Source organism: Chelatococcus sp. YT9 (assembly GCF_018398315.1).
GTDB lineage: Bacteria > Pseudomonadota > Alphaproteobacteria > Rhizobiales > Beijerinckiaceae > Chelatococcus.
In genome coordinates this window covers 3,878,854-3,893,892 of sequence record NZ_JAHBRW010000001.1, presented here as the reverse complement: position 1 = coordinate 3,893,892, position 15,039 = coordinate 3,878,854, and the positions used below count along the sequence as shown (strand labels likewise).

Sequence of the window (15,039 nt, the reverse complement as noted above, 5' to 3'; positions counted from 1 at the left end):
CCTAAGAAGAAGTCATGCGAGGCCTGCACGCTGCGGCCGCAGTGTTCCGCAAGCACAATGTGTCGCCGCTGGACTCGCTGGACGGCTTCTTTGCGCTTGAAGGATGGACGGATACCCACGGGCTTATCCCTTATAGCGAGGAAGACGACCGGGCCATTGATGTCTGGCACGAAGCGGATAGAGCCGCCATCGAGGCGATATGCGCAAACTGGCCAGCCGATCGCGAACGTCCGGAGACATCCGGATTGGATGTCGTGAAGCCGGAAGGTGGCTGGCCCGATCAAGGTCCTGAGGGTGAGGACGACCCTAACGACGACGGGCAAAGCCATTACGACTACGAGAGCCAACGCGACTTCAAAGAACAGTTCGACCAGGCCATCAAAGAGATGGAAGAGCGTCGTCGGTCTTGACGCCTTTGGCTACGATTTGCAGCGAGCCGTCTGGGAGCGGACGCTGTAGGTCTCTGGCCTCGCTCCAGGGCGCCCGCATCCAGATTTCCCGTTCCGCCTCGGTGGTGAGAATGACGGGCATGGCTGTGGGATGGATGGGAGCCACTTCCGCGTTCGCGTCCGTGGTCAGGAAGGCATAGAGGTCAGCAACCTCCAGTCCGGTCTTGATCTTGCGAACGCTTGGCCAACGCTCGGTCCAGATACCACCGAAGAAGGCGAGCGGGCGCTCCTCATTGAGGGCGAACCAGATGTCGCCGCCGGCCTCTCTGTTGAACTCGCTGAATGAGGTGAATGGCACGAGGCACCGATTGTCTGGCCCCAGCCAGCGTTGCCAGTGCTTGCTGTCGGTTTTGCGGACGTTGGTCGTGCCGCTGTCCGGTTCCATTTTCAGGAGCTCTTTGAAGTCAAACGCCTGGCCCTTGGCTTCGAGCTTCGCGGCGCGCTTCTTTGCTGCCTGCATCAGTGCGAACTGGGACGACGGCATCCCCCATCGTGCTAGAGCCAAGGCCCGTCCGTTCGGCCCATGGCGCACGATCGGCGCGGAGTAGTCGGGGAAGACGCCCGGCATGCGCTGCAGGTTGCCTGTGTAATCCTCGAACGCCTTCGCCAGCTCGCGGATAGCCTGCTGGCCTTTGGTGACGGAGTAGAGATTGCACACGCGCGCTGCCTCCCTTGATCGTCCCAGCTTCGCACGGCCTTTTTTCCACACGCAAGCCGTCGCAGCGGCAACGCGGCGTGACAAAGAGCACAGGATAGGAACCTATTTGTTCTTTTTTTGTTCTCATTCTTGTCGGTGGAAATAGAATGGCCGGCCATGAGCCATCTCGATACAGACAAGGCCGTTGAGGCGATCGCCGCTGCCTATTTGGCAGAGGAGCGAGACGCCTTGGCTGCACTGGAGGCGGCCGTCCGTGACGCCTTGGCGGATCTGGCTGAGCGTGAGCGGCGGATTGCCGAGGCTGGGCGCCTTGTCTCGCGCGGCTATGTTCGCGGCCGGGAGCTTGAGCCGTGATCATCGCGCATAAGCTGTCGGATTATCCGTGGGTGTGGGTGCGGATTGGCTGCGATGTGTGCCAGCGATCCGGCAAATATCGCTTGGCTCGTCTCGCGGAGCGCTTCGGCTCAGAAATCCCACTCGACAAACTCGTGAGAGAGCTTTCCATCGATTGCCCGCGCCGCCGCATGGGGACCATGAAGCGCAGCCGGTACAATGGCGAACCCTGCTCCGCCTGCCTCGTCGATCTCTATAAGCCGCCCGGGCCGCCCGATGTCCCGGCAGGGATGACGCAGTTGCGCGTCGTCAACGGCGGGCTGTCCGAAGAGTAGCCCCCGCCCAACAAGCAGTCGTCTTGAGCCCCCTCGCCTCGCGCGAGTTGGGGATTTTCGTCGTTTCCAAAGGAGAATGCATGAACTCCCCTATCAAGGGCCGCCATCTGTCGGCCGAGCAGAAAGCCGCCTTGCGGCAGCGTCTCGCGCAGGGAGCCAAGCCGGCTGTTGCCGCACGGGAGCTAGGCATTGGGCGCAAGTCTGCAACCCGGATGCTCTCCGCCATGCTCGCCGAACTCGCGTCGGCGCCGCCTGAGAAGTCGCCCGAGGCCGCCCGCCGCGAGGTGCATGACGCCGCCTTCTGGCGCCGCCGGCTGAAGACGGCCGAGAGGGACCTCGCCAAGGTGGAGCTGGTGGCGGAGCAACTGGCCGGAATCCGAAACCAGCCGGTGCGACCGCCGGAGTGGTTGCTTGCTGGCGCGTCTCCCAAGCGCAGCCGCTCGGCCATTGGCCTTCTTCTGTCCGACATTCACGCCGGAGAGAAGGTGGATGCCGACGAAATCCTCGGCCTCAACGCCTTTGATATGGACATCTGCCGCCGACGCCTGCGCCGGTATTTCGCAGCCTCGTGCGAAATCGGCCCACGCTGGACAGTCGATTGCCAGAACGAAGGCGCCTTGCTGTTTCTCGGTGGTGATCTCGTCTCCGGCGACATACACGAAGAACTCCGCATCACGAATGCCCTCACCGCGCACGAGCAGGTGCGATTCGTCGTGGAGGAAATCGCGGCCGGCATCCGCCATCTGCGCGACACCTTCGGCCGCGTCCATGTGGTGTCCGTGCCGGGCAACCATGGCCGCGTCACGCTGAAGCCGACAGCCAAGCTCTATGCCCGCGCGTCTTATGACACGCTCGCGGCCTCGATGGTCGCCGACCGCTATACCGGCGACAAACGGGTGACCTTCCAGATCGGCGCCTCGCGGGATGCGGTCGTGCCGGTTCTTGGCCACACCGTCTTCATCAACCACGGTGACGGCATGGGCACGGGTGGAGGTCAAGGCTTCATCGGGCCGCTGGCGCCGATCGTCCGTGGCACGAAGAAGGTGGAAGCCCAGCAAGCCCGCGCCGGCCGGCGGCCGGATCTCATCTTGCATGGGCACTATCACACCTCGGCCAATCCGGGGAACGTGCTCAGCAACGGCTCGGTGCCCGGCTATACCGAATTTGGCAACGGCCTCCGCGCCAGCCTCGAGCCCCCGATGCAATGGCTCTTCCTACTCCATGAACGCTGGAAGCTTCGCGAGCGCGTCGAGATCCAGCTCGAGGATCCGGCACCGCCACCCATGCCGCGCGTGCGGATACCGGCCACCATGGCGAGGGCCGCGGCATGATCATCGGGCTCATGGGCTATGCCGGGGCCGGCAAGAGCGAGGTCGCCCGGCATCTACGCGAGCGCCACGGATTCACAGCGCCGCACATCGGCCGGCCGCTCAAACAGATGCTGGGCGCCCTCCTGCGCGAGATTGGCTATGACGAGGCGACGATTGTGCGCTTCGTCGATGGCGATCTGAAGCGCGATCTCATCCCGGAATTGGGGATCACCTCAACCGAGGCGCAGCAGACCCTCGGCACCGAATGGGGCCGGAACTGCGTCGGGGCTGATTTCTGGCTGTCGCTCTGGCTGGCCAAAGTCGACCGCGTCATTCAGGGCGGCGGCCGGGTGGTGCAAGAGAGCGTGCGCTTTGCCAATGAGGTTGAGGCACTGCGACAGCGCGGCGCGCTTCTCGTCGAGGTGCGGCGCCCTGGCGTTGGGCCGCTCTCGGATCATCCTTCGGAGGTGCTGCCGGGTGCCCCCGATTTGGTGCTGCGGAATGACGGGTCGATCGCGGATCTACGCAGCGCCGTTGACGCCATTTTGGGCGAGAATTCACTTTGCGAAACGCTCGTAACCTATTGATAAGCCTCGGGTCGCATTTGTGAGATTTTGGAGCTTAGTTGTTGATATATCTTGCATATGTGGGGACTCTGACTCCGTTAGTCCTGGTTCGAATCCAGGTCCCCCAGCCAATCGTTTTTCAGAGTTTTTCACGCAGAACCGAAAGCGGCGTTTTTGAGCCCATTCGCGACCGCTTATGCTTCGGCTGCCATTGCGATGATCTCCACGTCATCGCACGAATAGGATGCCGCCTTCCATTCCCTCTTTAAAGATCCGGCCAGCCAGCATTGGCAGTGCCACGCATATCGAGTGAGCCGCAGTCTGTGTGTGACGAACCGGGTAATGCGAACCGCGATCATAGGCGCAATTCCGGTCGGTCGCGGAAGAACTCAAGCGCTTCGGGGTTGGCTAGTGAATCCGCGTTCTTGACAGCCCTGCCATGGACGATGTCACGCACGGCGAGCTCAGTAATCTTGCCTGACTTCGTGCGCGGAATGTCTGCAACCGCAAGAATCTTGGCGGGAACATGCCTCGGGCTGGCGCCGGTCCGTATTGCCGCGCGTATCGCCTCCTCCAGCGCCGCGTCGAGCCTTGCCCCTTCCGCGAGCCGTACGAAAAGCACCACCCGCACGTCGTTGTCCCATTCCTGCCCGATCGCGATCCCTTCAAGCACCTCCGGAATTCTATCAAGCTGAGCATAGATTTCCGCTGTTCCGATCCGCACGCCGCCAGGGTTGAGGGTTGCATCCGAGCGCCCATGAATGACAATGCCCCCATGCTCCGTCCATTCGGCGAAGTCGCCATGGCACCAGACCCCGGGAAACCGCTCGAAATAACTCGCGCGGTAGCGGCTGCCGTCCGGGTCGTTCCAGAAGGCGAGCGGCATGGTGGGAAAGGCCTTGGAGCAGACCAGCTCGCCTTTGCCGGACACCATGGGCCGGCCATCCTCGTCCCATACCTCGATGGCTAATCCCAGCCCCGGCGCTTGAATCTCCCCCCTCCACACAGGCGACGTCGGCTCCCCCAGAACGAAGCAGCCGAGGATGTCCGTCCCGCCTGACATCGATACCAGCTGCGCGTCGGGCGAAACCGCGTCATAGACGTAGTCGTAGCTCTCGGGCGAAAGCGGTGAACCCGTCGAAGCGATGACGCGCACCGTGGACAGATCGTAGCGATCGCGGGGGCGTATTCCAGCTTTGTGGCAACTGTCGATGAACTTCGCCGACGTGCCGAACAGGGTCGCCCGTTCATCCTCGGCATAGTCGAACAGCACGTTCGGCGAGGGGTGGAGCGGCGAACCGTCGTAAAGGAGGATCGTCGCATCGCTGGCGAGAACAGCGGCAAGCCAGTTCCACATCATCCAGCCACATGTTGTGAAATAAAAGACCCGGTCTCCGGCGCGGATATCGAAATGCAGCCGATGCTCCTTCAGGTGCTGAAGCAGTGCGCCACCCGCTCCATGCACAATGCATTTGGGCGCGCCCGTCGTTCCGGAGGAGAAGAGAACATAGAGAGGATGGTCGAAGGGAAAACGCGGGAAATGTACAGCCCGCGCCGGAAAGGCCGCGAGCACCTCGGGCAGATAGACAGCGTGGGGAATGGTGTCGGCTAGCTCCTCGGCATCGCCAAGATAAGGCACGAGGGCGACAGCCTTGAGACTCGGCAGGCGTGCTGCAATGTCCCTCACCTTGTCACCAATCGGTATCCGCTTGCCGGCATACCAATAGCCGTCGACCGCGAAGAACACTGTCGGCGTGATTTGCCCAAATCGGTCCAGCACGCCATGGACGCCGAAATCCGGCGAGCAGGAGGCCCAGGTCGCGCCTAGTGCGGCGGTCGCCAACATGGCGGCGACGGTCTCAGGGCGGTTCGGCATCATCGCAGCAACGCGATGACCGGGACCAACGCCAAGGCTTTCGAGCCATTGCTGCATATGGGAAACGAGGCTGTACAGGTCGGCGAAGGAGAGCCTCGCCTCCTCCTTGTCCTCTCCGCGGAAAACGATGGCCGTGGCGTGGTCACGCCGCTGCAGGAGATTTTCCGCGAAGTTGAGGCGAGCCCCGGGAAAAAAGGTCGCCCCCGGCATGGTGTCCTGCGCGAGCACCACATCCGTGCGCTCGCCCACAACGCCGCAGAAGTCCCATAAGGCAGACCAGAAGGCCGCGCGATCTGCAACCGAGAAAGCATGAAGCTCGCGATAGGAAGAAAAGGTTCGCCCGACGCGCGCGCCGAGAAAACGCATGAAACGTGCAACTGTTGATAGGGACGCTTCCGCCGCATCCGGCGCCCAAATCGGTCGCGACGATGTCATGTTTTCTTCCCCGTTATATCGGCGATACCTGGGACTGGCACCTTGCTGGTCAATAAAGCGCCACCTTTCAGCTTCACACAATATCTGCCAGAGTGCGCCGCGAGGGCGAGGCGGCTCTCTCACATGGCCGGCGATGTTGGCCGCTGAGAATTTTTGGTAAGGTTTTCGAGAGGTTAGGCCGCCGTGCTCAGCCTTCTCGGCTGCCTCTCAAGCGACCGGGCGATTCGTTCGTCCTGTCTGTTGACCCGTTATTGATTTTTGCTCATGACACGACGGACGTTTTTCCTCCTCGCATCGATCTCGTTTGTGCTGGCGCTTGCGGCGGTGACGCCCTGGGCTGTGCCAGGCCTGAGGCTTGATCGGGAGGTGGCACGGCAAGTGGAGCGTGTGACGGGCCTGACGCTCGTGTCGGAGGGGGATGCCACCCTCACCCTGCTGCCCGTACCAAGGATCACTTTGCCCGACGTGACGCTTCGCGCCGCCAACGGCGAGCGCATGGCCTTCGCACGCCAGCTGCGCGCCGACATCAATCTCCTTACGTTGTTCGGCTCCCGACAGATCGCCATCGCGGAAGCGACCTTGGTCGCACCGGCTGTGCGCCTGCGGCCCTTAACCGCTCCGGATCTGTGGCCCAGTCTGCAGCAGCGCCTCACTGACACGAGCGCGTCCGTCACGCCAACACGGCTCACGCTGTTGCGGGGGCAATTGCTCGATGATGACGGCGATGACGTCGCGGATGACATCGACCTTTTCGCCAAATGGTCCCCGCAGGATGACGATCTCGATCTCCAAGGTCGTGGGCGTTGGCGTGGCGAGATGGTGGATTTCCGCGCGATCAATCTCCAACCGCGCAGCCTTGCAGCCGGGCAAAGCTCCCCGGCTTGGATCTCGGTTTCGTCACGCCTGATATCCGCTTCGCTCCTGGGCACGATCGAGGCCGTCGACGCTCTACGAACCCGGGGCCGCTACAGCCTCAAGAGCCCATCGCTCGCCGACGCCGTGATGTGGCTCGACCATCCTCTGCCGCTTGCGACCCAGATCGATAGCTTCGCGCTGAGCGGCGATGGCGATCTTTCGTTGCGCGGTGGAGCCATCCCCGCGGCAACGATCGAGCTTGGCAAGAACCCGCTCGAGGGTGCGCTGGTGTTGCGCTTCGAGGGAGACCGTCCTTTCCTGTCGGCCACGGTAGCAGCCGACACGCTCGACCTGGACCGGCTGCTGCAGCCCCTTGTCCCCGCTCGCTCCTCCTGGGGAAGCTGGAGCCGCGAGACATTCACGCCGATGCTTGACAGCGCGAACCTCGACATTCGCCTGTCCGCCAATTCGGCACGCCTCGGCGCGCTGGCTTTTGAGAACGTCGCCGCCGGCATCATGATGAACGCCGGCCGCACCGAGGTGTCCGTCGGGCGGGCCTCGCTCGGCCAGGGCACCCTCAAAGGACGGCTGATCATGACCCAGAGCCAGACGCCTGGTGTCGAGGTCAAGCTCATGGGCAGCTTCGACCGGATCGAAGCCGGAGATGTGATCAACGAAGTTTTTGGCAACAGGCGGTTCACCGGGCTCGCCCAAGGGCAGATCGCCCTCGAATCGAGCGGTCGCTCCTTCGCGGCGCTTGCCAATGAGCTTGGTGGGAAACTTACCCTCAACCTGCGTCAGGGCGAGATTGCCGGGCTCGATTTGGCCGACATTGCCAAGCGCGTCCAAGCCCGGCCGCTTTCGACCGCGATGGAATGGCGGGGCGGTCGCACCAATTTCGATCAGATCGGCCTCAGCCTTGCGATTGCGAACGGCGTCGGCGACATCACGGACGCCACCATGAACGCTCCGGGACTGCGCGGCACTCTCGGCGGGCGGATCGATATCGCGGACCGCCAGCTCAGCTTGCGAGGCGTGGTCACCCCACCGACGACTGCCGTGCCGGCTAAAGGCTTCCCGCTCGGTATCACAGGAAATTGGGACAGCCCCTCAATCGCTCCCGACATCCAGGCCCTTATAGAGCGCTCATCGGTGACCGCGCCCCTGTTCGCGGCTCCGATCAACAGCCTCCAGCGGGGCCCGGCTCGCATCGAGGCCATCAAAGCGCAATAAACTGATCCATGAGGACGTTATGCGCGCTTCTTAAAGTGCCGCGGCATCGCCGTTCCTCGCCTTCGTCACGAGCGACGAAGCGATGACGAGGACGGTCACGGCGAGCAGCATCAGAGTGCACAGGGCATTGATCTCGGGAGACAGGCCCCGGCGCGCCTTGTTGAAAATTTCGATCGGCAAAGTCGAAGTGCCGGGACCGGTGGTGAAGCTGGCGATGACGACATCGTCAAGCGACAGGGTGAGCGCCAGCAGGAAGCCGGCACCGACCGAAGGCGCGATCAGCGGCAGCGTGACCTTGAAGAAAGTGCGCAGGGGTGGCGAGCCGAGGTCGAGTGCTGCTTCCTCGAGGCTGCGGTCGAAAGCGATCAGCCGCGATTGCACGACAACCGCGACGAAGCTCATGGTGAAACTCGTGTGAGCGAGCGTCACGGTCCAGAAGCCACGTCCGATATCCAGCGAAACAAAGAAGAGCAGAAGTGCGAGACCCGTGATCACCTCCGGCATCACCAACGGCGCATAGATCATGCCCGTGAACAATGTTCTGCCGCGGAAGCGGCCGTGACGCACGAGCGCCAGGGCGGCGAACGTCCCCAAGACAGTCGCGAGGCTCGCCGAGACGAGCGCGACCCCGACGGAGGTCCATAGGGCATCGATAAGCTGCGAGTTGGCCCAGACCTCGCTGTACCAGCGTGTCGAAAAGCCGCCCCACACCGCCACGAGCTGCGAGCCATTGAACGAATAGATCACCAGGACGACAAGGGGCAGATAGAGAAAAACGAAGCCCAACGTCAGCACGGTTGTGTCGAGACGGGAAAGGCGGCGGATCATCGGGCCTGCTCCAGCCGGCGCATTTCGATCGACCGGTGCAGCGTAATCGGCCCGATGATGATGACGAGCAGAACGATCGCCACCGCCGAAGCGAGCGGCCAGTCCCTGTTCTTGAAGAACTCGTCGGACAGGGTCTTGCCGATCATCAGTGTGTCTGTCCCGCCGAGGAGCTCGGGAATGACGTATTCCCCCATAATCGGGATGAAGCAGAGCAAGGCCCCGGCGGCCAGGCCCGGCAACGCCAGCGGCAGCGTCACCTTGCGAAAACTCCGCCATGGCCGGGCGCCAAGGTCCTCAGCAGCCTCCAGCAGGGTCCAGTCGAATTTCTCGAGAGTGGCGAACAGCGGCAGGATCATGAAGGGCAGGTAGCAATAGACGAGGCCGATGAGGACTGCCGTCTCTGTCTGCAAGAGCCCAAGCGGCTCGCTGGTGAGACCAACGCCGATGAGAACCGCATCGAGGAGACCCTGCGGACGCAGAATGCCGATCCAGGCATAGACGCGAATGAGAAAGCTCATCCAGAATGGCAGGATCACCAGGAGGACAAGCAACGGCCGGCAGGCCGGAGGCGCCTTCGCCATGGCATAGGCGAAGGGAAAGCCGATGACGACGAGGATGGCCGTCGCGGTGGCGGCAATACGAACGGATGACAGAACCGCCTCGCCGTAGAAAAAATCCTCCAGCAGCAAAAGGAAGTTATCGAGATTGAGGCCAGAGAGGAACGTCGCGATCCCCGCGAGACCCCCTGTGAGGTCCAGCACAGGCTGGTACGGCGGCATGGCGCTCGCCGTCTGCGATAACGACAGCTTCAGCACGATGACAAAGGGAACAAGAAAGAAGACGAGAAGCCACGCGTAGGGGATGGCGGGCACCGCCGCTTGCATCAAGCGTCGTGTCGGGCTCTTCGAATGGGGTATCGTCATGTCCGTCCGGAAGGAAGAATCGGGCCCAACCATTGTTCCCGCCAAGATTTATAGGGATTGTAGGCGTTAGGGGAGTACCTGCTGCGATATGTGTTTTGGATGCAATCGCGAGCACGGATCGGCGGCAGGGTGTAGACTACGGCCATTGACAGGCGTCCCTGGCCAGCGGCTTTCTGCTCGAAGGCCTTAGCGCGAGAATGACAGCGAAGGAACCATGGCGAAACAGGACAAAAAGGGCACCAAGCTCCTGCAGAACAATCGCGGAGCGGCCGATATCGAAGCAGCGCGTGCCTTCGTCGATGCGCACGGCATCGAGGATATCGAGTGTTTTGTGCCCAATCAGGCCGGTGTCGCCCGCGGCAAGATGATGCCGTCGGAAAAGTTCTTCGGCAGCCCCAATCTCAGCCTGCCGGGCGCCATCTTTTACCAGACCATCTCGGGTGACTATCCCGATGAGGTCGTCGACAAGGAGCTACCGACGGACGGCGACCTGATCCTCGAGCCCGATCTATCCACCCTGACCGTCGTGCCATGGGCGAGCGATCCCACGGCGCAGATCATCCATGACGCCTATTTCCGCGATGGCCGCCCGGTCGAGACGTCGCCGCGACAGGTGTTGAAGCGCGTTGTAGACATGTACCGCCAGCGCGGCTGGCAGCCGATCGTCGCGCCGGAAATCGAGTTCTATCTCGTCAAGCGCAACACCGACCCGGACTATCCGCTGGAGCCGCCGATCGGACGTTCCGGCCGGGCTGAAATCGGCCGGCAGGCCTATTCAATCGCGGCGGTCAACGAATTCGATGCCTTGTTCGATCTCATCTATGACTACTCGGAGGCGCAGGGTCTGGAGATCGATACCCTTATCCATGAGGAAGGCGCCGGCCAGATGGAGATCAACCTGCGTCACGGTGATCCCATCGATCTCGCCGATCAGGTATTCCTCTTCAAGCGCACCATTCGGGAAGCCGCGCTGGCACATGACATGTACGCGACCTTCATGGCAAAGCCCATCGCCCACCAGCCAGGCTCGGCCATGCACATCCACATGTCGGTGGTTGATGCGGAAACGGGCGCCAATATCTTCACCAATCAAGCTGACGGCCAGCCGACGCAGGAGTTCTTCTCCTATATCGCCGGCCTGCAGACCCATCTGCCCGCTGCAATGGCCATGCTCGCGCCTTATGTGAACTCCTATCGGCGTCTGACGCGCCATTCGACGGCGCCCATCAACACGCGTTGGGGATACGACAACCGCACGACTGGCCTCAGGGTTCCGCCATCCAGCCCGGAAGCACGGCGCGTCGAGAACCGGGTCCCCTCCTCCGACGCCAATCCCTATCTCGCCATCGCCGCCTCACTCGCCTGTGGCCTTCTCGGCGTCGAGCGGCGGTTGAGACCTGGCGAACCGGTTCCCGGCTCGGCCTACGATCTCGATCACGATCTGCCGCTCGGCCTGCTCGAGGCGGTGGCGGCCCTCGAGGAAAGCGAGGCCATGCGTGAGATTTTAGGCGAGAGCTTCGTACGCGCCTTCACCGCGGTGAAGCGCTCCGAGTTCGAGACTTTCATGGAGGTAATCAGCCCCTGGGAACGCGAATACCTGCTTCTCAATGTCTGAGCTCCACGACCTGGCTAGCATGACCCGCCTGACATAAATGGCTCAGCCTTCGTCCTTCGGCGCCCTACCCAACCTCTATGAGGACGCGCCCCTCAATGCCGCACCTGCCACGGACTTCCTGGCGGATGGTGCGCGCGCCGATATCTGCGTCGTCGGAGCCGGCTTCACCGGGCTTGGCGCCGCGCTGACCTTGGCCGAAGGAGGCGCCGATGTTCTCGTTCTCGAGGCGAGCCGCATCGGAGGTGGGGCCTCGGGCGTCAATGGCGGGCAAATTCATCCGGGCCAGCGCCGCGACCAGCGATGGTTAGAAGCGAAGGTCGGCGAGGAAGAGGCGATGCGCCTCTGGCAGTTTGCGGAGGAGGCGCGGCGCTGGCTGCATGACCGCATCGCACGCCACGAAATCACCTGCGACTTCGAGCCGGGCCTCCTCAGTCTTGCCCATCGGCGCGATATCGCTGAGGGAATGCGGGTCGATGCGCTCCATATGGCCAAACGTTATGGCGTCGATGGGCTCGAGGTTTTGACCCCTGCAGACCTGCATGGCTACACAGGCGCGCAGGGCTATCTCGGCGGGATATTCGATCCTCGCGGCGGGCATCTGGACCCACTCGCGCTCACCCGCGGCCTTGCGGCTACGGCGAGCGCCGCGGGCGCGCGTATCGCCGAGACCGCAACTGTGCGGTGCATCACGCGCGATGGCACCGGCTGGCGCCTGGAGACAACCCGCGGCACGGTGAGTGCCCGCATTGTTGTTGTGACAGGCGATGGCAGTCTCGGCAATCTCCTGCCCGAAGTTGCCGCGCATGTGGTGCCCATCGTGAATTTCATGGTGGCGACGGAGCCACTCGGCAGCCGGGCGACAACGGTGCTGACCAAGCGCTATGCGGCTTCCGATAGCAAATTCGTGGTCAACTACTTCAAGCGGACGGCAGACGATCGCCTCGTCTTCGGCGGTGGCGAGAGTTACGGCGACGCCGTGCCCACCAACATCCGGAGCCGTGTGCAACCACGTCTGCTCAAGGTCTTCCCCGATCTCGCGGACGTACCGCTAACTCACGCTTGGGGCGGGCGCCTCGGAATCACGGCCACCCGCCTGCCCTTCGTCCGCAGGTTAGGACCCGACCTGAGGCTTGCGCCCGAAGCGGGGACTGGGCCTGATCTCTATGTGGCTTCAGGCTTTTCCGGCCAAGGCGTCATGATTGGTCCCTACACGGGTGTTGCGATCGCGGAGGCGATCGCGGGGCGAAGCGATCGCTTCGAGCTTATGGCGCGCTTGCCGGTTCCGCGGTTTCCCGGCGGACCGCTACTGCGGCGCGGGATGGTGATCGCCGCCATGGTCGGCGCTGGATTGGTCGATCGGCTCTGAACAAGAGAAACAATGCCGAGAGGGCAGCGCAGCGACAACTCATCAGGCGCTATTGTCAGAAGGATAACTATGTAATTTGTTATGAAACGACCTGATAATGGTATATTTTAAGTATATAATTGCCGCACTCCTTATCGTTTTTATTCCAATCGCCACCTTCTTCCTTTTCTTTATGGATGTCATCCCACGATCATCATTCTCGGCTGCGCGGGTCGAACATGTGGTTCTGGTTCGCTTTCGCGCGGATGTTGCTAAACCGGAAATCGACGGCGTTTTCGCCGCCTTGGGGCAGCTTCGCCACACTATCCCCGGCATCATCCGGATCCGGGCGGGCTCGAACAGCAGCCCGGAGGAACTGGATCGTGGTTATAAGCACATGTTCATCGTCGATTTCGTGAACGACGCGGCACGGGATGCCTATCTCAAAGATCCCAAGCACGCGGCCGTCTCACGGCAGCTCCTCTCGCTTGTGGACGGAGGCACGGATGGCCTCATCGTCGCCGATCTTGCGATCGGGGACTGAGGTAACCGCTCCGCGAGCGATCACCGGAGATCGTGCTCAATGCGCGCCGCTATCACCGCCTGCCGCAGCACGGGGCTTTTTGACCATGGGCAGCACGACGACGAGTGCGAGAAACAGAAAAGTCAGCGCATAGAACACGTCGGCGAAGGCCATGACTGTCGCTTGCTGGCGGACAATCCCGGCGAGCTGCTTGATGGCGGCGAGATCCGCGTTTGATCCTAGCGCTGAGAGGCCCTGGCTCATCTTCGCCAGCGTCTCCTCCGCCGCCGTGCGGCCCCACGCCACCTGCTCGTGCAGCCGCGCGAGATGCAGATCAAGCCGGTTGTTCAGGAGCGTGTTGATCAATGCGAGCCCGACCGCGCCACCAAGGTTGCGGGTGAGATTGAACAGCCCAGATGCGTTCTTGATCTCGTGGGGCGGCAAGGTGCCAAGCGCGACGTTGCTGATCGGCACCATGCAGATCATCATCGACACGCCACGCAGCACCTGCGGTACGAAAAGCTCCCAGAAGTCCCAGTCGGATGTGATGCTCGTTACTTGCCAGGTGCCAAGCGCAAAACCTGCGAAGCCGAGGCCCATCATCACCCGCGGGTCGAGCTTGGTCATCAAGCGACCGGCAAGGGGCGCCGCGAAAAACATGGCGAGACCTGAGACGAACATGGTCTCGCCTATCATCAAAGCGGAATAGCCGCGAATTCGAGCGAGGTAGACCGGATAAAGATAGGTAAGCCCATAAAGGCCGATGCCCATCACGAAGCTGAAGGCCGAACCCGTCGCGAAATTCCGGTCCTTGAACGCATAGATGTCGACCACAGGCGACTTGGCCATCAATACGCGCGCAAAAAATGCGACACAGGAGACAACCCCGACAACCGTGAACACCACGATGGCCTCGTCGTCGAACCAGTCGTTGGTCGGGCCTTCCTCCAGCACATACTCGAGGCTACCGAGAAAGCCAGCCATGAACAGGAGGCCCCACCAATCGAAGCGGTCGAGCAGGCTGAGATCGAGCTCGTCGAAATCGACGAGGAGGAAGGTCGCAATCGCCACGATCACGCCCGGCACGATATTGACGAGGAACAGCCAGTGCCAGGAGAACAGATCGGTGAGATAGCCGCCAATGGTCGGGCCGATCGTCGGCGCAAGCGTTGCGACAAGTCCGATAATGGGAGAGACGACGGCCTGCTTGTTCCGAGGAAAAGCGCTGAAGGCGGTCGCAAAAACTGTCGGGATCATGCCGCCGCCAATGAAGCCCTGCAGCGCACGATAGACGATCATCTCATTGATCGACGACGCGGTGGCGCAGAGGAAGCTCATCAGCGTGAAGCCGGCGGCCGAGAAGGCAAAGAGCCAGCGTGTGGATAGCGCTCGGGACAAGAAGCCCGAGAGCGGAATCATGATCACTTCCGCAATCAGATAGCTCGTCTGCACCCATGAAATTTCGTCCGAGCTCGCCGCAAGGCCAGCTTGGATCTCCGCGAGCGAGGCAGACACGATCTGAATGTCCAGGATGGCCATGAACATCCCGAACACCATGAAAATGAAGGCAATGAACTTGCGTGCCGGAATGCCCAGCACGAGAACAGGCGGCCGCTCGTCGCCCGCCGCAACAGTCGCGCTCATTGGCGTCTGCCTTTAATGGAGAGCAGTCTCGCCTGGGGGCAGACTGCTCCAACCGCGAATAGAAAAGACAACTCAACAGCGTGGACGGCATTCAGCGATACCATCCAAGCT

14 protein-coding genes are annotated in these 15,039 nt (G+C 62.1%); 9 read left to right on the top strand and 5 right to left on the bottom strand.

What is annotated here, in order from left to right; all coding sequences use genetic code 11:
* Positions 1-14 precede the first annotated feature (14 nt).
* A complete protein-coding gene (locus KIO76_RS17935) occupies positions 15-410 on the top strand; it encodes a hypothetical protein (protein WP_213324510.1) in 396 nt (131 codons plus the stop codon).
* Here KIO76_RS17935 and KIO76_RS17930 read toward each other — a convergent pair.
* Positions 379-1,107 (bottom strand): SOS response-associated peptidase, encoded by a 729-nt coding sequence (locus tag KIO76_RS17930; protein ID WP_213324509.1) that lies wholly within the window; start codon positions 1,105-1,107, stop codon positions 379-381. The genes KIO76_RS17935 and KIO76_RS17930 overlap by 32 nt on opposite strands.
* Positions 1,108-1,263: 156 nt before the next feature.
* Here KIO76_RS17930 and KIO76_RS17925 point away from each other — a divergent pair, with 156 nt between their 5' ends.
* From KIO76_RS17925 to KIO76_RS17910, 4 genes are all read left to right on the top strand, one after another.
* Positions 1,264-1,461 carry a hypothetical protein gene (locus tag KIO76_RS17925; RefSeq protein ID WP_213324508.1) on the top strand — a complete coding sequence of 66 codons (198 nt, stop codon included), beginning with the start codon at positions 1,264-1,266 and terminating at the stop codon, positions 1,459-1,461.
* On the top strand, positions 1,458-1,775 hold the full coding sequence (locus tag KIO76_RS17920; protein ID WP_213324507.1) for a hypothetical protein: 318 nt from the start codon (positions 1,458-1,460) through the stop codon (positions 1,773-1,775). Before KIO76_RS17925 ends, KIO76_RS17920 begins: the two co-directional genes overlap by 4 nt.
* 80 nt (positions 1,776-1,855) lie before the next feature.
* Positions 1,856-3,106, top strand: coding sequence for a helix-turn-helix domain-containing protein (locus KIO76_RS17915; protein WP_213324506.1), 1,251 nt, complete (start codon positions 1,856-1,858; stop codon positions 3,104-3,106).
* On the top strand, positions 3,103-3,672 hold the full coding sequence (locus KIO76_RS17910; protein ID WP_213324505.1) for a deoxynucleotide monophosphate kinase family protein: 570 nt from the start codon (positions 3,103-3,105) through the stop codon (positions 3,670-3,672). The genes KIO76_RS17915 and KIO76_RS17910 overlap by 4 nt, the downstream gene beginning before the upstream one ends.
* Positions 3,673-4,006: 334 nt before the next feature.
* On the opposite strand, the gene KIO76_RS17905 is transcribed toward KIO76_RS17910, so the two are convergent.
* Positions 4,007-5,962, bottom strand: a complete 1,956-nt coding sequence (locus KIO76_RS17905) for an acetoacetate--CoA ligase (RefSeq protein ID WP_213324504.1) — start codon at positions 5,960-5,962, stop codon at positions 4,007-4,009.
* Positions 5,963-6,226: 264 nt separating this feature from the next.
* Here KIO76_RS17905 and KIO76_RS17900 point away from each other — a divergent pair, with 264 nt between their 5' ends.
* Entirely contained in the window at positions 6,227-8,050 is a 1,824-nt protein-coding gene (locus tag KIO76_RS17900; RefSeq protein ID WP_213324503.1) for an AsmA family protein, read from the top strand.
* Positions 8,051-8,080: 30 nt separating this feature from the next.
* Here the strand turns inward: KIO76_RS17900 and KIO76_RS17895 are convergent, their stop codons facing one another.
* Entirely contained in the window at positions 8,081-8,875 is a 795-nt protein-coding gene (locus KIO76_RS17895; protein ID WP_502761892.1) for an ABC transporter permease, read from the bottom strand.
* Entirely contained in the window at positions 8,875-9,801 is a 927-nt protein-coding gene (locus KIO76_RS17890; RefSeq protein ID WP_213324501.1) for an ABC transporter permease, read from the bottom strand. The genes KIO76_RS17895 and KIO76_RS17890 overlap by 1 nt, the downstream gene beginning before the upstream one ends.
* Positions 9,802-10,015: 214 nt before the next feature.
* Here KIO76_RS17890 and KIO76_RS17885 point away from each other — a divergent pair, with 214 nt between their 5' ends.
* The 3 genes from KIO76_RS17885 (at position 10,016) to KIO76_RS17875 (ending at position 13,305) form a co-directional block, all read left to right on the top strand.
* Positions 10,016-11,416 (top strand): glutamine synthetase family protein, encoded by a 1,401-nt coding sequence (locus tag KIO76_RS17885; protein WP_213324500.1) that lies wholly within the window; start codon positions 10,016-10,018, stop codon positions 11,414-11,416.
* A gap of 37 nt (positions 11,417-11,453) precedes the next feature.
* The gene (locus KIO76_RS17880) at positions 11,454-12,782 is read left to right on the top strand and encodes an NAD(P)/FAD-dependent oxidoreductase (protein WP_213324499.1); all 1,329 of its coding nucleotides are present in this window, start codon (positions 11,454-11,456) and stop codon (positions 12,780-12,782) included.
* Between the two features lie 97 nt (positions 12,783-12,879).
* Positions 12,880-13,305 carry a Dabb family protein gene (locus tag KIO76_RS17875; protein WP_213324498.1) on the top strand — a complete coding sequence of 142 codons (426 nt, stop codon included), beginning with the start codon at positions 12,880-12,882 and terminating at the stop codon, positions 13,303-13,305.
* 36 nt (positions 13,306-13,341) lie between these two features.
* Here KIO76_RS17875 and KIO76_RS17870 read toward each other — a convergent pair whose 3' ends face one another.
* Entirely contained in the window at positions 13,342-14,928 is a 1,587-nt protein-coding gene (locus tag KIO76_RS17870; protein ID WP_213324497.1) for a DHA2 family efflux MFS transporter permease subunit, read from the bottom strand.
* Positions 14,929-15,039: the final 111 nt, after the last annotated feature.